Raw genomic sequence first — 19,887 nt, forward strand, 5'->3', positions numbered from 1 at the left:
GAATCATGCAATTCTCCGAACAGTGGCTGCGGACCTTCGTCGATCCGCAGCTCGATAGTGACGCGCTGGGCCATCTGCTGACGATGGCTGGCCTCGAGGTGGAAGAGGCCACAGCTGCCGTGCCCTTCTTTTCCGGTGTGGTCGTGGCCCGGATCGTCGCCGCCGACAAGCACCCCAATGCCGACAAGCTCAAGCTATGCAAGGTGGACGCCGGTACGGGCGAACTGTTGCAGATCGTGTGCGGCGCGCCCAATGCGGCACTCGGCATGAAGGTGCCGTGCGCGAAGGTGGGTGCCATGTTGCCAGGCGAGTTCGCGATCAAGCCCGCCAAGCTGCGTGGTGTCGAGTCCTTTGGCATGCTGTGCTCGGCGCGCGAACTCGGGCTGTCGGAAGACCATGGCGGTCTGTACGCCTTGCCCGAGGACGCGCCCCTCGGCGCTGATATTCGCGATTATCTCGGCCTTGATGACACCCTGTTTACGGTCAAGCTGACGCCGAACCGTGCCGATTGCCTGAGCCTGGAAGGGGTCGCACGCGAAGTGGCGGCGATCACCGGCGCTGCGTTGCGCCCGACCGAAGTGACGCCGGTAGCTGCGCGCATCGACGCCCGTCGCGCCATCGTCCTGGATGCACCGCAGGCCTGCCCGCGCTACTGCGGCCGCGTCTTGCGCGGCGTGGATGCGCGTGCACCCACGCCTGACTGGATGGTGCGGCGTCTCGCGCGCAGCGGCATCCGCTCGATCAGTGCGCTGGTCGATGTCACCAACTACGTCATGCTCGAGCTCGGGCAGCCCCTGCACGCCTTCGATAACACCAAGCTGCAGGGTGCGATCCACGTGCGCTACCCGCAGGAAGGCGAGCAGGTGCTGCTGCTCAACGAGCAAACCGTGACCCCGGCCGCAGATACCCTGCTGATCGCCGACGAGGCGCGCGCGCTGGCGCTGGCAGGCATCATGGGTGGCGAGGACAGCGGCATCACGCTGGAGACCACCGAAGTTTTCCTCGAGAGCGCCTTCTTTGCCCCGGATGCGATCGCAGGGCGCGCGCGTACCTACGGTTTCGGCTCCGACGCCTCGCACCGCTTCGAGCGTGGGGTCGATTTCGAGCTCGCGCCGCGTGCGCTCGAGCGCGCCACCCAGCTCATTCTCGATATCTGCGGCGGCGCGGCGGGCGCGGTGGAAGAGGCGCTTGCCGCGGATGAACTGCCGCAGCGCAAGGCGGTGCGGCTGCGCACTGCACGTGCGCGCCGCGTGCTCGGCATCACCCTGGACGATGCCGCCATCAGGTCCTTGCTCGAGCGCGTGCATCTGCAGGTGCAAGTCGACGGCGACGACTTTCTGGTCACGCCTCCGTCGTGGCGCTTTGACATCGAGATCGAGGTTGATCTGGTCGAGGAGATCGCCCGCCTGCACGGCTATGACAACATCCCGGCGGTAGCGCCGCAGGGCAGCCTGATGATGCTGCCGAGTACCGAGCATGCGCGCCCGGTGTGGGCAGTACGCCATCTGCTGGCTGCGCTGGGTTACCAGGAGGTGGTCAACTTCGCCTTTGTCGAAGAGGCCTGGGAGCGCGATTTCTGCGCCAACGCAGACCCCATCCGGCTCGCCAATCCGATCGCCAGCCAGCTGAGCGTGATGCGCTCTAGCCTGATTGCGGGCCTGGTCGCGACCCTGGCCGTCAACCGCAAGCGTCAGATCGATCGCGTGCGCGTGTTCGAGATCGCGCGCGTGTTCGAGCGCAGGGCCGAGGGCGAGCCGGTTGCCGGCTTCCATCAGCCGATGCGAGTTGCCGGCTTGGGTGCCGGCTCGGTTCGGCCTGAGCAATGGGCTGAGCGCGGCCGTACGCTCGATTTCTACGATGTCAAGGCCGATCTGGAGGCCTTGTTCGCACCGCGTGCGCTGCAGTTCGAGTGCCTCTCGCACCCCGCCCTGCATCCCGGGCGTGCCGCAAGCGTGCGCCTGGACGGTCGCGCCATCGGCGTCATTGGTGAACTGCATCCGGTGTGGGTGCAGCGCTACGACCTGGGTACGGCGCCAGTGGTGTTCGAAGTGGAGCTTGACGCCGTCCTCAGTGCGCGCATGCCTGCCCATGGCGACATCTCGCGCATGCCCGCCGTGGTGCGTGATCTGGCGCTGGTGGTGGGGCTGGAGGTGAGCGCGGCGCGCGTCATCGACGCCTTGCGCGCGGTGGCGCCTACGCTCGTGAAGGAGATCGCGCTGTTTGATGTGTACCACGGCAAGGGTGTGGACCCGGACAAGAAGAGCCTTGCGCTCAGGATATTGATGCAAGATACTCAGCGCACACTTGAAGATGCCGAGGTCGACGCTGCTGTCGCCGTTCTGGTGCAACAAGCCGAATCTGCGCTGGGCGCACGTCTGCGCGGATCAGGAGGCTGACATGGGCACGCTGACCAAGGCGGAACTCGCAGATCTGCTGTTCGAGCAGGTGGGACTCAACAAGCGTGAAGCCAAGGACATGGTCGAGGGCTTTTTCGAGGAAATCCGCACGGCGCTGGAGTGCGGCGACAGCGTGAAGCTGTCTGGCTTTGGCAACTTCCAGTTGCGCGACAAGCCGCAGCGCCCCGGACGCAACCCCAAGACAGGCGAGGAAATTCCGATCACCGCACGGCGCGTGGTCACTTTTCACGCCAGTCAGAAACTGAAGGCCGCGGTGGAGCAACTCAGCGATGCAAGCAAGCAACCCTGAAATCGACAGCGAGCGCCTGCCGGCCATTCCGGCAAAGCGTTACTTCACGATCGGTGAGGTCAGCGAGTTGTGTGGCGTGAAGCCACACGTGCTGCGCTACTGGGAGCAGGAATTCACTCAGCTCAAGCCGGTCAAGCGGCGCGGTAACCGGCGCTACTATCAGCACCATGAGGTGCTGCTCATCCGTCGCATCCGGGGCCTGCTTTATCAGGAGGGCTTCACCATTTCCGGCGCGCGCAACCGCCTGGGTGAAAGCGCGATTGAGGAGCAGGAGAGCAAGCTCGAGGTCGATCAGTACCGTGCCGTGGTGGCCGAGGTGCGGGCGGATCTGCGGGCGCTGCTGGCTTTGCTGCGTGAATGATGGGGTGAGTGCCGGGTTTTCTCTCATCAGCATTAAAAACTGGTAAATCCTCAATTAGCTGCTACAATGGCGGCTTGTGTCGGGGCGTAGCGCAGCCTGGTAGCGCACTTGCATGGGGTGCAAGGGGTCGCGAGTTCGAATCCCGCCGCCCCGACCAATCAAACAAACCGGCCTCGGCCGGTTTTTTGTTTTCCGGGCCCACGCGGTGGCCCGCTGGGGCGCTGTGCTAACATTTTGTGTCTTCGGGCCGCGACTGCGGCTTTTCCCATGGGTTTCAAATGCGCATTCTGGTCAGTAACGACGACGGTTATTTTGCTCCTGGAATCGCGGCGCTTGCGGAGGCGCTCGCCACCCTCGGAGACGTCACCGTGGTGGCCCCCGAGCGCGATCGCAGCGGTGCCAGCAATTCGCTGACGCTGGATCGTCCGCTTTCCCTGCGCCAGACTGCAAATGGTTTCTATCATGTCAATGGCACGCCGACCGACTGCGTACACCTGGCGGTCACCGGCATGTTCGATCACCTCCCCGACATGGTGGTGTCGGGGGTCAATCATGGCGCCAACATGGGCGATGACACCGTTTATTCGGGCACGGTCGCGGCTGCAACCGAAGGTTTCTTTCTGGGTGTGCCGTCGATTGCGGTGTCGCTGGTGAGCAAATCCGCAGCCGACTTCACCGCTGCCGCGCGTGTTGCCCGTGATCTGGCTGAACGCTTCATGCGCGAACCTTTTCCGCAACCGGTGCTGCTCAACGTCAATGTCCCGGATGTCGCCTACGATCGGCTGCAAGGCGTCAAGGTCACGCGCCTGGGCAAGCGTCACAAGGCCGAGCCGGTGGTGCGCAGCGTGACGCCGCGCAACGAGACGGTGTACTGGGTTGGCGCCGCAGGCGGTGCCGCCGATGCGGGTGAGGGAACGGACTTTCACGCGGTGGCCAATGGCTATGTGTCGGTCACGCCCTTGCAGCTCGATCTGACCCATACCGGACAGCTGTCGCCGGTTTTCGATTGGCTGCGGCGGTGAATATGCGCACGGGCGACGCCGGTCAGGCCGTGCGCGCGCGTGCGCGCATGGTCGAGCGTCTGCGCGCGCAGGGCATCCGTGACGAGCGCGTGCTGGGCGCGATGCAGAGCGTGCCACGACACATGTTCGTGGACGAAGGCCTGGCCTACAGCGCCTACGACGACACCCCCTTGCCGATCGGCTTTCAGCAGACCATCTCGCAGCCCTTCATTGTTGCGCGCATGATCGAGCTGCTGCGTGCCGGTCGCGAGCTGGGCCGCACCCTGGAGGTCGGCGCAGGTTGCGGCTATCAGGCTGCGGTCTTGAGCCAGCTCGCAACCGAAGTCTATGCCGTGGAGCGCATCCGCCCCTTGCTCGACCGTGCACGCGCGAATCTTCGTCCTCTGCGTCTGCCCAACGTCAGGCTGAAACTTGCAGACGGTAATCTGGGTCTTCCTGAGGCTGCCCCGTTTGACAGTATCATCGTCGCAGCGGCGGCCATTGGCTTGCCGCCCGCACTCAAGACGCAGCTCGCGCCCGGTGGTCGCCTGATCGTGCCCGTAGGTGGGGCCGACCAGCGCCTGCTGCTGCTTGAGCGGCAGGGTAATGTTTTCCGGGAAAGCTGGCATGAGGCTGTGCGCTTTGTACCCCTTCTCGCAGGTATTGAATGAACCACCTAATTTGCATGCAGATTCGTCCCAAGCTGATATTGGCCGTGCTCGCCAGTTCGTTGCTGGCCGGGTGCGCCTCGACCGTCACCGCGCCTGTACGTGACGTCGGTGGCGCGGCCGCCGTGGCCGAGCCCCTGGCGCGGCCGGGCGTGCACGTCGTCAGGCCGGGCGACACCTTGCTCGGCATCGCGCGCCAATATGGCGTGACGCTGCCGGACCTGGTGAGCTGGAATGATCTCACTGACCCCAACCAGATCCAGGTTGGTCAGTCCCTGCGAGTCGGGCCGGCGGATGCCTCGGGCGGCGTGGCTGTGGGGGTGATTACGCCAGGGGAGGGCGCGGTTGCGCTGCCGATTCCAGCGCCCAGCAGTGCCGAGGCCACCCAGGCACCCTTCAAGCAAGGCCCGCTTGGCGGACGCAAGCCGTATTCGGATGAGGCTTGGTCCAGAGAGGCGCCAGGTGCTGCGCCTGCAGCGACGCCGCCCACTGCTGCGACCGAGGCACCCACGCCCGCGGCAGCGGCCGGTTCAGGAGAGTGGCAGTGGCCTGCGGCCGGGCGTCTATTGTCCGCCTATAACGAAGCCTCGAACAAGGGGGTGGACATTGGCGGCAACGTCGGCGACCCTGTGCTGGCGGCAGCGGCAGGCAAGGTTGTGTATGCCGGCAGCGGGCTGCGAGGTTACGGCAAGCTGGTTGTGATCAAACACAACCAGGAGTACAACTCGGTCTATGCCCACAATGACAAACTGCTGGTGAAGGAAGACGATCAGGTTGTTCAGGGGCAGAAGATTGCCGAGTTGGGTAGTTCCGAATCTGATCGCTCGAAGCTGCATTTCGAGATCCGCAAGCAGGGCAAGGCGGTAGACCCGATGAAGTATCTGCCAGCACGCTGAAAAGGGGGGGAGCATGGAGGAGCCGGTAAGCCTTGATGACATCGAAAGTCACGAACCGGATCTTCCCCCTGAGGTGGAGGTATTCGCCAGTGCGCGCACGCCGGCGAAAGGGACTGACTTTTTCAGTGATGTCACCCAGCTTTATCTCAACGAGATCGGTGCCAATCCGCTGTTGACTGCCGAGGAGGAGCTCAGGCTCACGCGTCAGGTGCGTGCGGGTGATTTCGGCGCCCGTCAGACGATGATCGAGCGCAATCTGCGCCTTGTCGTCAATATTGCCAAGCACTATCTCAATCGCGGCATTCCCCTGCTTGACCTGATCGAGGAAGGCAATCTCGGGCTCATGCATGCGCTCGATAAATTCGACCCTGAGCGTGGGTTTCGCTTTTCCACTTACGCGACCTGGTGGATTCGACAGAACATCGAGCGCGCAATCATGAACCAGTCGCGCACCATCCGTTTGCCGGTGCACGTGGTCAAGGAGCTCAACCAGGTCCTGCGCGCGCAGCGCAACATCGAGGCTTCCAGCGATGGAGAATCCTCGCTGGAAGCCATCGCGGGGCGCCTGAACAAGACCATCGACGAGGTGCGCAAGCTCCTTCAGCTCAGCGAACACACAGCCTCACTCGATGCGCCGCTCGATATCGATCCTGGCCTGTCCATCGGCGAATCGCTGGCCGACGAGCACGCCGTCGCGCCCGAAATGCAGATCCATATGGCGGAGGTCGAAGGCCTGGTGCGTGACTGGATCCAGATGCTCGGTGTCAAGCAACGTCTTGTCATTCGCCACCGCTATGGCATCGATGAGTGCGAACTGCTGACGCTCGAGGAGCTGGCGCAACGTCTCGAACTGACGCGCGAGCGTGTGCGTCAGATTCAGCTTGAAGCCCTCGGCTGCCTGAGCCGCATTCTCAAGCGCCACGGTATTTCGCGCGACGCCCTGCTGTAAGCCGCGAACGCCCGCAGCACCGGTGCTCGGGTGTTCGCGTGTTCGTGGCTCAGGCTGGTGGATAAACCCGGAAGTAGAGCTCGCGGCTGGCGTAGGCCATCACCGGCAGCGTCACCAGCAACAAGGGCAGGATGATGGCGCTGGTGATCGTCACCGTGGCCAGCAGGCAGGCCCAGGTCATGATCACCCCGAAGCGGCTGAACACGGCCCTTACGCTGGCCACCACGCCCAACACCAGATCGGCGCGGCGATCGTAGATCAGCGGGATGGAAAAAGCGGATACGGCGAACAGAATGAAGGCCAGCACTGCTCCCGCGATCGAGCTGAAGAAGACGAAGCGCTGCAGTGCTGCATCGGCCTGTAAAAGCTGTGCCAGCTGAGTCGGCTCGCGACCGACCATGAAGCCGTAGAGCGTGCTGGCGTCGGTGATCCAGATCAGGAACAGCAGCGCACACACGAATGACACCACCCAGCCGCCGCGCGGCATCTGCCTGAAACCTTTCCAGATGTCGGCGGCCACCGGCTTCTGTTGCGCCCGCAGGCGGTCCGAAAGGGCAAAGAAGCCAGCCAGCAGGGTAGGGCCGACAAGCATGAAACCGCCCGCGAAGGACAGGCTGATGGGGGACAGGGAAAGCGACTCCAGAACCACGAACAGGATGGCGCCCAGCACCACGAAGAGCGCCGCATAAGCCATGCTCAGCCCTGGCATGGCGGAAAACTGACGCCAGCCGCTAGACAGGGAGGCGCCGATGTCTGCGAAGCGCAGGGCGGCAGGCTTGAGGGGTGGCAGGGAGGCGCGGTTGGGGGCGGACATTGCGGTGTGGGCTCCTTCAGGTGAGGGTGATGCCTGATGTGTGGGCGCGATCAGTCCGGCCCTGTGCCTGTGTCGTTGCGCTGAGCATCTGCTCTTATGGCGTCGACCAGACGGCGCTGGCGTAGTGCCTGGGCCAATTCGAACACCGACATGGCATAGAAGCTGCTGCGGTTGTAGCGTGTGATCACGTAGAAGTTGCGATAGCCCAGCCAGTACTCGGTTTCAGCGCCCGGTGTCTCCAGGTCCACCAGGGTGGCACGCTGGGCGGCCAGCTCGCCGCGCCGCGTCGTCACCCCCGCCTTCATCAGCGGCGCGGGCTCCAGCACTGGCTCGATACCAGCTGCCACCAGGGTGGCGAGGTCTGCACCGGCTTCGATGCGGGCTGGTTCGGCGATCGGCGCGTCGGCCTGCCAGCCATGTACGTGCAGATAGTTGGCCACGCTGCCGATGGCGTCAATCGGGTCGAGGTCGAAATCGATCCGGCCATTGCCATCGAAGTCCACCGCATAGGCGCGCACGCTGCTGGGCAGAAATTGCGGGTAACCGAGGGCGCCGGCGAAGGAGCCGCTGTATTCGCCCGGGTCGCGCCCCTGTTCGCGCGCGAGCAGGAACAAGGCTTCGAGTTCGCGCCGGAACAGCTCAGCGCGTGGTGGGTAGTCAAAGGCGAGGGTGGCGAGAGCGGAGAGGGTCTCGAAGTTGCCGGTGTGACGACCGTACACGGTCTCGACGCCGATGATGGCGACGATGACCTCGGCGGGAACGCCGAACTGGCGCTCGGCGCGCTCCAGGTCGATGGCGTATTCGTCCCAGAACGCGATGCCGCCGTTGATGCGGCTGTGGTCGAGGAAGCGCGCGCGATAATCCCGCCACGAACGTGCGCCCTTGCGGGTCGGGGGGGTGATCAGCCTGATCACCGCGGCTTCGTGCTGGGCGCGCGCCAAGGTCGCGCTGACGGCGGCTGGATCGAAACCGTGACGCGTTGCCAGTTCTTGCGCAAAGCTGCTCACATCGTCGCGCCCGGCAAAGGATGCGAACGTGCTGCCCGCCTGCAGCGCCGTGATCATGGCGATGCAGGCGACGAGGACGCGAGCTCGGCCAGCGCGTTCTGGTTGTTCACCGCGCGCCCGGGAGCGGCGGCGGCGGAAAAGGCTGGGTGGCAGTGTCATGGCAGTCGAAGGGTCTTGATCTTTCGTATCAGTGCCTGCACCTGCGCGGCGTCGGGCTCAGGCCCGTAGCGCAGGCGTGCGTAGTTGTCGCCAATGGTGCGCATTGCGGCCTCGAGTTCGGGAATGGCCAGCGCGACGCGCCGCGCGTAGTCATGCGCTCCCTCCCAGGGCTGGCGCTCCAGCCCACGGCGGGCGAGGCGCTTGCTCAGCCGCCGCCAGGCCCGATCGAGCGCATCTTCAGCCTTGCGCTTGCGGCTCGCCCAGATGAAAAGAGCGAGCATCAAGGCGCTCGCGCAGGCCATCAGCGTGCCCGCCAGAACCCACACATCGTCGCCCTGGATGCCGAGACCGGCAAGCAGCTCACGCTGCCTGTCCGGATTGTAGCCAAGAACGCGCTGGTTCCAGGCGTTCGATAGCGCCTCCCAGCGTAAACGCACGCTGCGCGCCCAGTTGTTCTGGCTCCCGAGGCTGAAAGCCAGGGACTCGCCGGCGGGTAGTGCGGCCGCAAGCCCCTCCTCGATGCGGCGCGGGGCCGAAACGTAGGTCGGGTCGACGCGCACCCAGCCGCGTCCGGCCAGCCAGACCTCGCTCCAGGCGTGGGCGTCGAGCTGGCGCACGACGAGGTTGCCGTCGATGGGGTTGATCTCGCCACCCTGATAGCCGGTGACCACACGCGCCGGTACGCCCGCCGCGCGCATCAACACGGTGAAGGCCGACGCAAAGTGCTCGCAGAACCCGCGCTTGGTGTCGAAGAGGAATTCGTCCACGCTGTCCGTGCCAAGCAGGGGCGGGTCAAGGGTGTAGATGAGCTCGGCGTCGCGCAGGTGATCGATGGCGCGCTGCAGTATCTGTGCGTCCGAGCTGGCGCCTGCGGCGAGTTCGATGGCAAGCGCCTGGGTGCGTGCGTTGAAGCCGGGTGGCAGCTGGCGGGCAGCGGCCAGGATCGCCGCGCTTTGCTCCCGACCGACGACGGTGTCGGGGTAGGCATTGAGCGGGTAGCGTGCGCGCACGTGCACGGGCTGACGGTCGAGCAGTTGATAGTCGCTTGTGTAGCGCAGCGCTCCACTGCCCGATTCCCGTCCCGCCGCCGGGTCCGGCTCGGCGCTGGCCGTGCCCGGGAAGTCGAGCGCCAGCAGCCAGCGCCTGGCGTGTGCTTCCAGCGTCAGGGTGTAGTCGATGCGCTCGCCGCCCGGGCTGTAGAAGGGGGTGGCAGCCTCCTGGACGCGACCTGCGTGCCAGCTGCGGCCGTCGAACTGGCTCAGCACCGGACCCCGCCAGTAGCGCTGCACCGGCGCTGGTGCGCTGCCCGCGAAGCTGGCCCTGAAGGCGATCGCGCCTGAGGTGCTGAGTGCGCTGATCGACCCCGGGCTCATGGTCTCGGAAAGCCCGGTGCGTGCGCTGAACGCATCCGCGGGCAGTCCCCACAAGGGACCTTCAATGCGTGGAAACAACACGAACAGCGCCAGCATGAACGGCAATCCCTGGGCCATCAGCGTGGCTGCGGTACGCACATGCCCGGTCTCGTGTCCGCGCGGATCGATGAGCGTCACCAGGCTGACGAGGGCGAGCAGCGTCGCACACAGCGCGAGCGCGGCGATGGGCAGGGACTGATCCTCGAAGAAGATCGCCAGCTGCAGGAAGAAGCACAGCATCACCGTGGCGCGGACGTCGCGTGCGCTCCTCACTTCGAGCAGCTTGAGGCCCAGCAGCAAGGCCAGCAGCGCCACCCCGGGGTCCTTGCCGAAGAAATGCCCGAATTCGGCGCGCACGCCGGCTGCCGCCGCCACGGTCAGCAACAGCAGCAGCAGATGCGGCGGTGCCTGCTTGCCGCGCCACAGCAAAAGTCCGCGCCAGCTCAGCAGCGCCGCGCACAGCGCGATGATCCATGGTGGCAGCCAGCTCACATGCGGAGCCAGGGTCAGCAGCGCGGTGCCGAGCAGCCAGCTGCCCTGCCGGCGCCCGAGCAAGACCTCGGCGGACGGCTTCTGGCGTTTCCCTGAGTGAGCGCGCAGGCGATCGAGAATCATGATGGAAGGCGCTGAGCGCGCTCGCCGAAATGAGCCAGCGCGCTCAGACAGCGATGCAGGTGATCACGCCCGTTCGCCAAGGGGATGCGGTGCCCGACGAGCGTCAAGGAGTAGGCACGTCCGCTGCGCTCGGCGGCGAGCAGCCACGCGCTCAGGCGCGACAGACGCTGCTCGACATCGAGCTGCGCGGGCAGGCTGGCCCAGTCCAGCGCCAGCTCGCGCCCTTGTTCGCCCGCGAACTGTTTGGTCAGCAGCGGGCCGCCGCGGGCCAGCACCTTCCAGGCGACATGGCGCGGAGAGTCGGCTGTCTGGTAATTGCGCAGGCTGGAGAAATCCTCGTGCCCGGGCTGCGCACAGGGCTCACCGCCGCCGTTCGCGCTCAGGCTGTCGGGCAGGGGCGGCGCGTTGCGTTCCGGTGCCGGATAGACGGTGCAGCTGAGCGCAGGGATGAACACGCTCCAGGCGCGCACCAGGCCCAGTGGCCAGCAGGTCTCGAGCACGCTGCGACCGGCGTCAAGGCGGCCGCGCCGTGTGCTGGCGCAAGTCAATTCGACGACTCGGGTCTCGCCCGCCTTGAGCTCGAAGCGGGCGCTCGCTTCGCGCAGCCTGAGCCCTAGCGCCGGCAAGCGCGTGGCACGTGAATTGTCGAGCGCGATGCAAAAGGTAGCGGCTTCGCCGGCGAACACCGGCTCGCAGCGTCCGGGCCGGATACGGATGCCGAGAAGGTTGCGGTAGGCATGGAAGATGCTGGCCAGGCCGGCGCCAGCAAGCACGAACACCAGTCCATAGCCCAGACTCAAGCTGTAGTTGATCGACGCAATCAGCATCACGAGCAAGGCAGCGGCGAACACCAGCCCGCTGCCCGATGGCAGCACGTAGATGCGGCGGTGGGTGAGCTCGATCGGCCTGGACTCAGGGTGGCCGCGACGCAGCAGCCAGTGCTCCAGCACGCGACGCAGCGCACCTGCGCCCGGCAAGGCGGACGTGATCGTCTGTCGCGGCGAGGCCTTTCGTTTTGCCGCCACGTTCAGGGCAGGGCCACCGCATGCAGCAGGCGCATCAGCGTCGCGCCCGTCACCGGGCGGCCATCGCCAGCGAGGTGCAGCCGATGGCCGGCAAGGTGGGGGAACAGGCCTTGCACGTCCTCCGGCAGCACGTGGTCGCGGCCCTGCATCAAGGCCCAGGCGCGCGCCACCGACAGCAGCCCCAGCCCGGCGCGTGGGCTGAGGCCGGCGCTGAGTTCGGCATCGTGACGGGTGGCCGACAGCAAGGCCTGGACATAATCGATGAGGCGCTCGGCGACATGCACCGAACGAGCCGCGTGCTGCAAGGCGATCAGGTCATCGGCCTCAAGGGCCGGCGTGTGTCGCTCCAGAAGGCTGCGCCGGTCTTCGCCCATGAGCAGGGCACGCTCTGCGAGTGGGTCGGGGTAGCCGAGCCTGATACGCAGCAGAAAACGGTCAAGCTGGCTTTCCGGCAAGGGAAAGGTGCCGACCTGGTGTGCCGGATTCTGCGTGGCGATGACGAAGAAGGGCTCAGGCAGATCGAAGGTGTTGCCGTCAGCGGTGACCTGACGCTCTCCCATGGCCTCGAGCAGGGCGCTTTGGGTCTTGGGTGAAGCGCGATTGATCTCATCGGCCAGCACCAGTTGCGCGAACACGGGCCCGGGGTGAAAGCGGAAAGCGCTGGTGTCGCGATCGAATATCGACACGCCGATGATGTCGGCCGGCAGCAAGTCGCTGGTGAACTGGATGCGCTGGAATTGCAAGCCCATCAATTGTGCGAGGGTGTGGGCGAGGGTGGTCTTGCCCACTCCGGGTACGTCCTCGATCAGCAGGTGGCCGCGTGCGATCACGCAGGCGAGGGCGAGGCGGATCTCGTGATCCTTGCCGAGAATGATCTGATTTGCTGCTTCGAGCAGGCGATTGAGGCGGGCTGTGGGCATCCAGACGACACTGTGAAATTGATCGTGAAGCGGTGATAATAGGCGACAAAGATCGTCATTCCGCGCGGTCGCTTGATGCGGAGCAGGCGAAAAATGAAAGGTATCCCGTTGGAGGGATCACCGCTTCGAATGTTCAATACAGGAGAGGGAGGAGTATGACGACCACGGCATTCATCACGCATCGCGACTGTTGGCTGCATGACATGGGGTCGATGCACCCCGAATGCCCTGACCGCCTCGCCGCGATCAACGATCGATTGATTGCGGCCGGGCTGGACATGTACATCTCCTTTTACGATGCACCTGTCGCCACCCACGAACAGATCACGCGCGCCCACTCCCAGAGCTACCTCGACGAACTGCTGAGCAGCGTGCCCGAGCACGGCATACGCCACCTTGACCCGGATACGGCGATGAGCCCGGGAACCATGAAAGCGGCTCTGCGCTCCGCCGGTGCGGGGGTGCTGGCGACCGACATGGTGATCGCGGGTGAAATCGAGAACGCGTTCTGTGCGGTGCGCCCGCCCGGACACCATGCCGAGCGCGGGAAGGCCATGGGCTTCTGTTTCATCAACAACGTCGCCGTGGCCGCGCGCCATGCCCTTGAGGTGCATGGGCTCGAGCGCGTGGCGATCGTGGACTTCGACGTGCATCACGGCAACGGCACCGCGGACATCTTCAGCGACGATCCACGCGTGATGATGGCGGGCATCTTCCAGCATCCCTTCTATCCCTACAGCGGTGCCGATCGTCAGCCGGCCCACATGTGCAACGTGCCCTTGCCAGCGGGCACGCGTGGTGATGGCTTCCGCCAGGTGTTCAGCGACATCATCGTTCCCGCGTTGCGCAGCCACAATCCGCAGATGATCTTCATCTCGGCCGGTTTCGATGCGCACTACGAGGACGACATGGGTTCGATGGGCTTGCTCGAGGCCGACTACATCTGGGCAACGGACCAGCTCAAGGGCGTTGCCGAGGACTGCGGTCACACGCGCATCGTGTCGGTGCTTGAAGGCGGTTACTCGCTGTCTGCGCTGGGGCGTTCGGTCGTCGCCCACGTCAAGGCACTGGCAGGTCTTTGAGCCCGAAATATCCGCAAACGTTCTTGTGTCCCGCGTGCGCGCTTAAAAATACGCGCCGCGCTGGTCGCGAGACGGTGATCGGTTAGAATCCGCCTTTTAACGTTCCGCTCAAGACCATGATTACCGGATCGCTTGTCGCAATCGTCACGCCCATGCTCGACGATGGGAGCCTGGACTACCCTCGTCTGCGTAGCCTCATTGACTGGCATGTCGCCGAGGGCAGCGACGGCATCGTCATCGTCGGCACCACCGGCGAGTCGCCTACGGTCGATGTGGACGAGCACTGCGAGCTCATTCGCGTTGCTGTCGAGCATGCCGCCGGGCGGCTGCCGGTGGTGGCGGGCACGGGGGCCAACTCCACCGCCGAAGCGGTTGAGCTCGCGCGTTTTGCCGAGCAGGCGGGCGCTGCGGCGCATCTGTCGGTCGTGCCCTACTACAACCGCCCGACTCAGGAAGGCCTCTACCGTCATTTCCGCACTATTGCGGAATCGGTGGAGCTGCCGCTGATCCTCTACAACGTGCCGGGTCGCACTGTTGCCGACCTGGCTAACGACACCGTGCTGCGTCTGACCGAGGTGCCGAACATCGTCGGTCTCAAGGACGCGACCGGCAACCTCGATCGTGCCTGCGACCTCATCGAGCGCGTGCCTGCGGGCTTTGCGCTCTACAGCGGTGACGACATGTCCTGCGCGGCCTTCCTCATGCTGGGCGGACATGGCACGATCTCGGTGACCGCCAATGTGGCGCCGCGTGCGATGCACGAATTGTGCGTCGCTGCCGCGGCAGGCGACATGCACGGCTTGCGTGCAACGAATGCTCCGCTCACCGGCTTGCATCGTGACCTGTTCTGCGAAGCCAACCCAATTCCGGTCAAGTGGGCGGTGGCGCGCATGGGACTGATCGGCGATGGCATACGCCTGCCGCTCACCCAACTCTCCGAGTCCTGCCACGAGCGCGTGCTGAAGGCGATGCGCAAGGCCGGCATTCCGGTCTGATCCGAAACTCTCTCTGCAGGAAACTCATGAATCGCTCCATGCGCACTTCCGCCTCACTCATCGCGCTGTCGCTGGCGCTTGCCGGCTGCTCGACCTCACTGTTCGAGTCCAAGCGCATCGACTACAAGAGCGCAAAGCAGATGCCGCAAACGCTCGAGATCCCGCCTGATCTCACTGCGCCCACACGCGACGATCGCTTCGCCGTCCCTGACGTCTCGCCACGTGGGGTGGCAACCTACTCCGCTTACAACGCAGACCGCAGTGGCCAGCCCAGCGCAGCGGGCGCTACTGATGTGCTCGCCACCCCCGATACCATGCGCATCGAGCGTGCCGGCAGCCAGCGCTGGCTGGTGGTCGCGGGAGTGCCGGAACAGCTGTGGCCAGAGATCAAGGATTTCTGGCTCGAACTGGGCTTCATCCTCAATGTCGACAGCCCGGAAATCGGCGTCATGGAAACCGACTGGGCCGAAGATCGCGCAAAGATTCCGCAGGACTTCATCCGCTCCACCCTGGGCAAGGTGCTCGACGGCATGTTCTCCACGCCCGAGCGCGACAAGTTTCGCACCCGGCTGGAGAAAGGCAAGGACGCCGGCACGGTGGAGATCTACATCAGCCATCGCGGCATGATGGAGATCTACCCCACCGAAGCCAAGGACTCGACGATCTGGCAACCGCGCCCGGCTGATCCCGAACTCGAAGCGGAGATGCTGCGCCGCCTGATGGTCCGTCTGGGGGCTGAGGAGGCGCGTGCCGACGCTGCACTGAGCTCCGCACCGACCGCAGAGCGCGCGCGCATCACCGCCGGCAGCGACGGACAGGTCAGCCTGAGCATGGAAGAGCCCTTCGATCGCGCCTGGCGTCGGGTCGGGCTGGCGCTCGATCGCATCGGCTTCACGGTTGAAGACCGCGACCGCGCGCAAGGGCTTTATTTCGTGCGCTATGTCGATCCGGACGCCGACAACAAGAGCCCGAGCAAGGGCTTCCTGTCGCGCCTTGCGTTCTGGCGCAGTGACGACAAGCCGGTACAGGGCGGCAGCGAATATCGCCTGCATGTGCAAGGCAAGGGCGAGGACTCGCAGGTGACGGTGCTCACGCGTGAAGGCGGCGCGGATGTCTCGGAGACGGCCAAGCGCATCCTGGGCTTGCTGCAGAACGAGCTGCGCTGAGTATTTAGACACTGCGCGCGCCCCAGACGCGCTCCACGTCCCAGCAAGAGACAGAAAAGCCGGCCTTGAAGCCGGCTTTTCTGCATTCTGAGCTGCGCTCGAGGATTACTGATCGAGGATGACTCCTTGGCCGCGGCCTTGGTGCCATCCACAGCGCTTTCGGCTGCGTCGACCTTGATCGCCTCTGTGCCCCGGTCCCTCTGTATTCCTCAGCGCTTTCAACGCCCTGCAGGTGCGCCGAAGCCGTTTTCGTACCATTCATGCAGCAGTTCGAGCAGTTCGTCCGGGCAGTCGCTCAAGCTTGTGGCGGGCAGCCCGCGTTGATGGGCAAGGCTGGCGATGAGCGTGTGCAGGGTGGACGGAAGTGCAAGCGCTTCGCCGTTAAGGTAGAAGTCTTCGCCGCAGAACAGCAGCAAACTGCGCGCATCGAGCACAAAGCCGCTGCTGCGCACAGCGCGTGCAAATGCCTTCATGCTGAGCGCTTGCTGCGGGGGATCGAAGAAAATGTGCGACTTGGGCTCGCTCAGATAGGCGCCAACGAAGGCCTTCACGTCCTCACGCCCCCAGCGGATTGCCGCCAGCATGGTTTCGATCTGCTCCACCATGCGCGTGCCGATTTCGGCCGAGTTCTGTTGCAGCGTGAGATCCGGATCGGCGTAAATGCCCTCGAGCTCGATGCGCTCCTGCATCCAGGCGAGGAACTCGGTGCCCAGTTCCTGCGCGCTGGGCGAGCGGAAACCGATCGAATACGTCGTGCATTCGCCCATCGCCGTGCCCTTGTGCGCCCAGTGCGGCGGCAGATAGAGCATGTCGCCGGGTTCGAGCACCCAGTCTGCGCTGGGCTGAAAGTTCTTCAGGATGCGCAGCGGCGCGTCCTCGATCAGGCTGCGATCAGCCTGATCGGCGATCTGCCAGCGCCGTCTGCCTGTGCCCTGCAGCAGGAAGACGTCGTAGTTGTCGAAATGCGGACCCACTCCACCGCCATCGATCGCGTAGCTCACCATCAGGTCATCGAGTCGTGCCTGCGGAATGAAGTCGAAATGATGGAGCAGTCGGTCAGCGGCGGGCAGCCACAGGTTCAGGCCCTGCACCAGCACGGTCCACGGCTGCTTCTTTCCGCGCAGGCGGGCACGGCTTTGCGGCCCGCGCTCGAGCGTCCATTCGCCGTCCAGTCCGGCGGCGGGCAGGCGGATGTAACGTGATTCGACGTCCTCATCGCAGGCGAGTTCGAACAGTTCTTCTCGACTCAGCAGGCCGGCAAAGCCGGGCACGGCCTGGCGGATGAGAAGAGGCTTCTTTTGCCAGTATTCGGCAAGGAACTCGCGTGCCGACAGGCCGCCGAGCAAGGTTTCGAGAGCAGGTAGATTCATGGTGCAGATTATAGGCGGCAGGTGTTGATGCTGCGGGGTGGGAGCCTGCGGACGCGGTAGAATCGCGCGACTTTTTCTGGCGAACCCCTCATGTCTGTTGCACTCATCGAATCGCTCGATCACGAAGGTCGCGGCGTCAGCCATGTCGACGGCAAGGCCATCTTCATCGAGGGCGCGCTGCCCGGTGAGAAGGTGGAATACGCGCTCCTGCGCGAGCGCCCGCGCTATGCGCAGGCGGAGGTGAGGCGGGTAGTGCGGGCGAGTGCGCAGCGGGTTGTGCCGCCTTGCGCGCATTTCGGCAGCTGTGGCGGCTGCTCCATGCAGCACCTCGACGCGTTGGCGCAGGCTGCGGCCAAGCAGCGCATGCTGGAAGACGCCTTGTGGCACATCGGCAAGATCGAGCCAGAGATCATCCATGCGCTCATCGATGGTCCAGCCTGGGGCTATCGCCATCGTGCACGCCTGAGCGTAAGGGTGGTGCCGAGCAAGGGCGGGGTGTTGATCGGCTTTCACCAGAAGCGCTCGAGCCACATCGCCGACATGCAGTCGTGTGTGGTGTTGCCGGCGCAGATCTCGGCGCTGGTGCCAGCGCTGCACGTCCTGATCGCTGGCCTGTCGGTTGCCGACCGGGTGCCGCAGATCGAGATCGCCGTCAGCGACACGGCCACGGCCTTCGTATTCCGCCACCTGTTGCCCTTCAGCGCGCGCGACCTGAACGCCCTCACGGTTTTCGCCGACACCCATGGCGTCCAGGTCTGGCTTCAGCCCGCAGGGCCGGAAAGCGCCGCGCGGCTGCACCCGCAGGAGGGTCCTGGGCTGGCCTACACCCTGCCCGAGTTCGACGTGAGGATGGATTTTCGCCCCACCGACTTCACCCAGGTCAACGTGCACATCAACCGTCTGCTGGTGCGGCGCGCGATGCAACTGCTCGACCCGCGCCCTGGCGAGCGCATCGCCGACCTGTTCTGCGGGCTGGGTAATTTCAGCCTGCCGATTGCGCGCCTGGGCGCGACCATGGTGGGGGTGGAGGGCAGTACCTCGCTGGTCGCGCGTGCGCTGGCCAACGCCGAAAGCAATGGGCTGGCTGCGCGCTGCGAATTCCATGCGGCGGACCTGTTCGAGAGCACCGAAGACAGCCTGGCGGCGCTGGGGCCGCTCGACAAGCTGCTGATCGATCCGCCGCGCGAAGGGGCGATTGCGGTGGTCAAGGCCATCAGCGCAGCGCAGCGCCCGCGACGCATCGTCTATGTGTCGTGCAACCCGGCGACGCTGGCGCGCGACGCCGCGGTGCTGGTGCATGAAAAGGGCTATGTGCTGCGCGGGGCAGGGGTGGCCAACATGTTTCCGCACACCTCACACGTCGAGTCCATCGCGCTGTTCGAGCGCGACTGAGCGCTTCGGATGCTGCGCGGTGCCGTCGAGGACAGGCGTTCCGGGCAGCGCAGCACAAGGCCTTGCGCGCGGCAGAAGGGGACGATGCGGGGCGATGTGGGGGCTTTTAATTTTGCACTGCAGCTGCGAGAATCCGGCCCGTCCATTGATAATTATGAATTACAAGGCGTTGTGACGCGCCCTGTCAGTCCTCCACCGTCAGCGCGCGAGCAGCTCAAGCCGGTGCCGTAGGTGATGTGGGCCGGCGTGAGCTCACGCTCCAGCGGTCACGCTGGCCGCGGCGCTGCACCTGTGCTGTTCCAATCTCGAAGCATCTTGTCGGAGGTCCCATGAGCACTGTTGCCACTCTTTCGCCCGAGGCCTTGCGCCGCACGGCAAGCACGCCTGCACCGGGCGCAGCCGGGCGCTGGCGCGTCGCGGACATCGAAGCCTTGTTCGCGCGAGCTTTCATGGATCTGGTTTTCCAGGCCCAGCAGGTGCACCGCGAACACTTCGACCCCAGCGCGATACAGCTGTCGACCCTGCTGTCGATCAAGACCGGCGGCTGCGCCGAAGACTGCGGCTATTGTTCGCAGTCCGCCCACTTCGACACCGAGGTCAAGGCGGCCAAGCTGATGCCGGTGGACGCGGTGATCGAGGCCGCGCGTGCGGCCAAGGCCCAGGGCGCCAGCCGCTTCTGCATGGGCGCAGCATGGCGTTCGCCGAAGGCACGCGACATGGAGCGGGTCACCACCATGGTGCGCGAGGTCAAGGCCCTCGGGCTCGAGACCTGCATGACGCTGGGCATGCTCGATGCCGAGCAGGCGCAGTCACTCAAGCAGGCCGGACTCGACTACTACAATCACAACCTCGACACGGCACCCGAGTATTACGGCAAGGTGGTGGGCACCCGAAGCTACCAGGATCGCCTCGACACCCTGGGCAACGTGCGCTCGGCCGGCATCAACGTGTGCAGCGGCGGCATCGTCGGCATGGGCGAGACGCGCGCCCACCGCGCCGGCCTGATCGCACAACTGGCCAATCTCGAGCCCTATCCCGAGTCCGTGCCGATCAACAATCTGGTGCCCATTCCCGGCACGCCGCTGGCCGACGTCGCGCCGATCGACCCCTTCGAGTTCGTGCGCACGATCGCCGTTGCCCGCATCACCATGCCGCGCACCCATGTTCGTCTGTCGGCCGGCCGCGAGCAGATGGACGAGGCCTTGCAAGCCCTGTGTCTGATGGCGGGCGCGAACTCGATCTTCTACGGAGATCACCTGCTGACCACCCCCAACCCGCACACCGGGCGCGACCGCAGCCTGCTCGAACGACTCGACATGCATGTCGAGGGCGGCGCGGGCGGCTGAGCC

General features: G+C 65.1%; 18 protein-coding genes and 1 tRNA gene. 13 read left to right on the forward strand and 6 right to left on the reverse strand.

Features of this window, described 5'->3' with window-relative positions; all coding sequences use genetic code 11:
* The first annotated feature begins 5 nt into the window (after positions 1–5).
* The 8 genes from pheT (at position 6) to rpoS (ending at position 6,581) form a co-directional block, all read left to right on the forward strand.
* Entirely contained in the window at positions 6–2,396 is a 2,391-nt protein-coding gene (gene pheT / locus M622_RS39020) for a phenylalanine--tRNA ligase subunit beta (protein WP_021251180.1), read from the forward strand.
* A 1-nt stretch (position 2,397) separates the two neighbouring features.
* On the forward strand, positions 2,398–2,706 hold the full coding sequence (locus tag M622_RS39025; RefSeq protein ID WP_021251181.1) for an integration host factor subunit alpha: 309 nt from the start codon (positions 2,398–2,400) through the stop codon (positions 2,704–2,706).
* The gene (locus tag M622_RS39030; RefSeq protein ID WP_021251182.1) at positions 2,687–3,067 is read left to right on the forward strand and encodes a MerR family transcriptional regulator; all 381 of its coding nucleotides are present in this window, start codon (positions 2,687–2,689) and stop codon (positions 3,065–3,067) included. Before M622_RS39025 ends, M622_RS39030 begins: the two co-directional genes overlap by 20 nt.
* 80 nt (positions 3,068–3,147) lie before the next feature.
* Positions 3,148–3,224: transfer RNA gene (locus M622_RS39035), tRNA-Pro, on the forward strand.
* A gap of 121 nt (positions 3,225–3,345) precedes the next feature.
* Positions 3,346–4,089: a 5'/3'-nucleotidase SurE gene (surE, locus tag M622_RS39040; protein ID WP_021251183.1), complete on the forward strand. Its 744-nt coding sequence runs from the start codon at positions 3,346–3,348 to the stop codon at positions 4,087–4,089.
* 2 nt (positions 4,090–4,091) lie between these two features.
* Positions 4,092–4,739, forward strand: a complete 648-nt coding sequence (locus M622_RS39045) for a protein-L-isoaspartate(D-aspartate) O-methyltransferase (RefSeq protein ID WP_174377423.1) — start codon at positions 4,092–4,094, stop codon at positions 4,737–4,739.
* On the forward strand, positions 4,736–5,632 hold the full coding sequence (locus M622_RS39050; protein ID WP_245543120.1) for a peptidoglycan DD-metalloendopeptidase family protein: 897 nt from the start codon (positions 4,736–4,738) through the stop codon (positions 5,630–5,632). Before M622_RS39045 ends, M622_RS39050 begins: the two co-directional genes overlap by 4 nt.
* Before the next feature lie 13 nt (positions 5,633–5,645).
* Positions 5,646–6,581, forward strand: a complete 936-nt coding sequence (gene rpoS / locus M622_RS39055) for an RNA polymerase sigma factor RpoS (protein ID WP_021251186.1) — start codon at positions 5,646–5,648, stop codon at positions 6,579–6,581.
* A gap of 49 nt (positions 6,582–6,630) precedes the next feature.
* Here rpoS and M622_RS39060 read toward each other — a convergent pair whose 3' ends face one another.
* The 5 genes from M622_RS39060 to M622_RS39080 all read right to left on the reverse strand — a co-directional run bounded on the left by M622_RS39060 (position 6,631) and on the right by M622_RS39080 (position 12,533).
* Entirely contained in the window at positions 6,631–7,395 is a 765-nt protein-coding gene (locus tag M622_RS39060) for a DUF2189 domain-containing protein (protein WP_021251187.1), read from the reverse strand.
* A gap of 50 nt (positions 7,396–7,445) precedes the next feature.
* Entirely contained in the window at positions 7,446–8,459 is a 1,014-nt protein-coding gene (gene mltB, locus M622_RS39065; RefSeq protein ID WP_021251188.1) for a lytic murein transglycosylase B, read from the reverse strand.
* 98 nt (positions 8,460–8,557) lie between these two features.
* A complete protein-coding gene (locus tag M622_RS39070; protein WP_021251189.1) occupies positions 8,558–10,588 on the reverse strand; it encodes a transglutaminase TgpA family protein in 2,031 nt (676 codons plus the stop codon).
* Positions 10,585–11,613 carry a DUF58 domain-containing protein gene (locus M622_RS39075; RefSeq protein ID WP_021251190.1) on the reverse strand — a complete coding sequence of 343 codons (1,029 nt, stop codon included), beginning with the start codon at positions 11,611–11,613 and terminating at the stop codon, positions 10,585–10,587. Before M622_RS39075 ends, M622_RS39070 begins: the two co-directional genes overlap by 4 nt.
* A 2-nt stretch (positions 11,614–11,615) precedes the next feature.
* On the reverse strand, positions 11,616–12,533 hold the full coding sequence (locus tag M622_RS39080) for an AAA family ATPase (RefSeq protein WP_021251191.1): 918 nt from the start codon (positions 12,531–12,533) through the stop codon (positions 11,616–11,618).
* Positions 12,534–12,688: 155 nt separating this feature from the next.
* Here M622_RS39080 and M622_RS39085 point away from each other — a divergent pair, with 155 nt between their 5' ends.
* The 3 genes from M622_RS39085 to bamC all read left to right on the forward strand — a co-directional run bounded on the left by M622_RS39085 (position 12,689) and on the right by bamC (position 15,776).
* Positions 12,689–13,615, forward strand: coding sequence for a histone deacetylase family protein (locus tag M622_RS39085; RefSeq protein ID WP_021251192.1), 927 nt, complete (start codon positions 12,689–12,691; stop codon positions 13,613–13,615).
* A 116-nt stretch (positions 13,616–13,731) separates the two neighbouring features.
* Positions 13,732–14,610 (forward strand): 4-hydroxy-tetrahydrodipicolinate synthase, encoded by an 879-nt coding sequence (gene dapA, locus M622_RS39090; RefSeq protein WP_031347656.1) that lies wholly within the window; start codon positions 13,732–13,734, stop codon positions 14,608–14,610.
* A 26-nt stretch (positions 14,611–14,636) separates the two neighbouring features.
* On the forward strand, positions 14,637–15,776 hold the full coding sequence (gene bamC / locus M622_RS39095; protein ID WP_021251194.1) for an NlpB/DapX family lipoprotein: 1,140 nt from the start codon (positions 14,637–14,639) through the stop codon (positions 15,774–15,776).
* A 218-nt stretch (positions 15,777–15,994) separates the two neighbouring features.
* Here bamC and M622_RS39100 read toward each other — a convergent pair whose 3' ends face one another.
* On the reverse strand, positions 15,995–17,146 hold the full coding sequence (locus M622_RS39100; RefSeq protein WP_021251195.1) for a cupin domain-containing protein: 1,152 nt from the start codon (positions 17,144–17,146) through the stop codon (positions 15,995–15,997).
* A 90-nt stretch (positions 17,147–17,236) separates the two neighbouring features.
* On the opposite strand from M622_RS39100, the gene rlmD reads away from it, so the two are divergent.
* Complete coding sequence (gene rlmD, locus M622_RS39105; protein WP_021251196.1) at positions 17,237–18,538, forward strand: 23S rRNA (uracil(1939)-C(5))-methyltransferase RlmD; 1,302 nt, start codon at positions 17,237–17,239, stop codon at positions 18,536–18,538.
* Between the two features lie 329 nt (positions 18,539–18,867).
* Positions 18,868–19,884 (forward strand): biotin synthase BioB, encoded by a 1,017-nt coding sequence (gene bioB, locus M622_RS39110; RefSeq protein ID WP_021251197.1) that lies wholly within the window; start codon positions 18,868–18,870, stop codon positions 19,882–19,884.
* The last annotated feature ends 3 nt before the right edge of the window (positions 19,885–19,887 follow it).

The sequence above is a fragment of the Thauera terpenica 58Eu genome (assembly GCF_000443165.1).
Taxonomy (GTDB): Bacteria; Pseudomonadota; Gammaproteobacteria; order Burkholderiales; family Rhodocyclaceae; genus Thauera; species Thauera terpenica.

Coding starts and splice junctions, on each gene's coding strand:
- pheT (WP_021251180.1), top strand. CDS start 6: ATGCAATTCTCCGAACAGTGGCTGCGGACCTTCGTCGATCCGCAGCTC.
- M622_RS39025 (WP_021251181.1), top strand. CDS start 2,398: ATGGGCACGCTGACCAAGGCGGAACTCGCAGATCTGCTGTTCGAGCAG.
- M622_RS39030 (WP_021251182.1), top strand. CDS start 2,687: ATGCAAGCAAGCAACCCTGAAATCGACAGCGAGCGCCTGCCGGCCATT.
- surE (WP_021251183.1), top strand. CDS start 3,346: ATGCGCATTCTGGTCAGTAACGACGACGGTTATTTTGCTCCTGGAATC.
- M622_RS39045 (WP_174377423.1), top strand. CDS start 4,092: ATGCGCACGGGCGACGCCGGTCAGGCCGTGCGCGCGCGTGCGCGCATG.
- M622_RS39050 (WP_245543120.1), top strand. CDS start 4,736: ATGAACCACCTAATTTGCATGCAGATTCGTCCCAAGCTGATATTGGCC.
- rpoS (WP_021251186.1), top strand. CDS start 5,646: ATGGAGGAGCCGGTAAGCCTTGATGACATCGAAAGTCACGAACCGGAT.
- M622_RS39060 (WP_021251187.1), bottom strand. CDS start 7,395: ATGTCCGCCCCCAACCGCGCCTCCCTGCCACCCCTCAAGCCTGCCGCC.
- mltB (WP_021251188.1), bottom strand. CDS start 8,459: ATGATCACGGCGCTGCAGGCGGGCAGCACGTTCGCATCCTTTGCCGGG.
- M622_RS39070 (WP_021251189.1), bottom strand. CDS start 10,588: ATGATTCTCGATCGCCTGCGCGCTCACTCAGGGAAACGCCAGAAGCCG.
- M622_RS39080 (WP_021251191.1), bottom strand. CDS start 12,533: ATGCCCACAGCCCGCCTCAATCGCCTGCTCGAAGCAGCAAATCAGATC.
- M622_RS39085 (WP_021251192.1), top strand. CDS start 12,689: ATGACGACCACGGCATTCATCACGCATCGCGACTGTTGGCTGCATGAC.
- dapA (WP_031347656.1), top strand. CDS start 13,732: ATGATTACCGGATCGCTTGTCGCAATCGTCACGCCCATGCTCGACGAT.
- bamC (WP_021251194.1), top strand. CDS start 14,637: ATGAATCGCTCCATGCGCACTTCCGCCTCACTCATCGCGCTGTCGCTG.
- M622_RS39100 (WP_021251195.1), bottom strand. CDS start 17,146: ATGAATCTACCTGCTCTCGAAACCTTGCTCGGCGGCCTGTCGGCACGC.
- rlmD (WP_021251196.1), top strand. CDS start 17,237: ATGTCTGTTGCACTCATCGAATCGCTCGATCACGAAGGTCGCGGCGTC.
- bioB (WP_021251197.1), top strand. CDS start 18,868: ATGAGCACTGTTGCCACTCTTTCGCCCGAGGCCTTGCGCCGCACGGCA.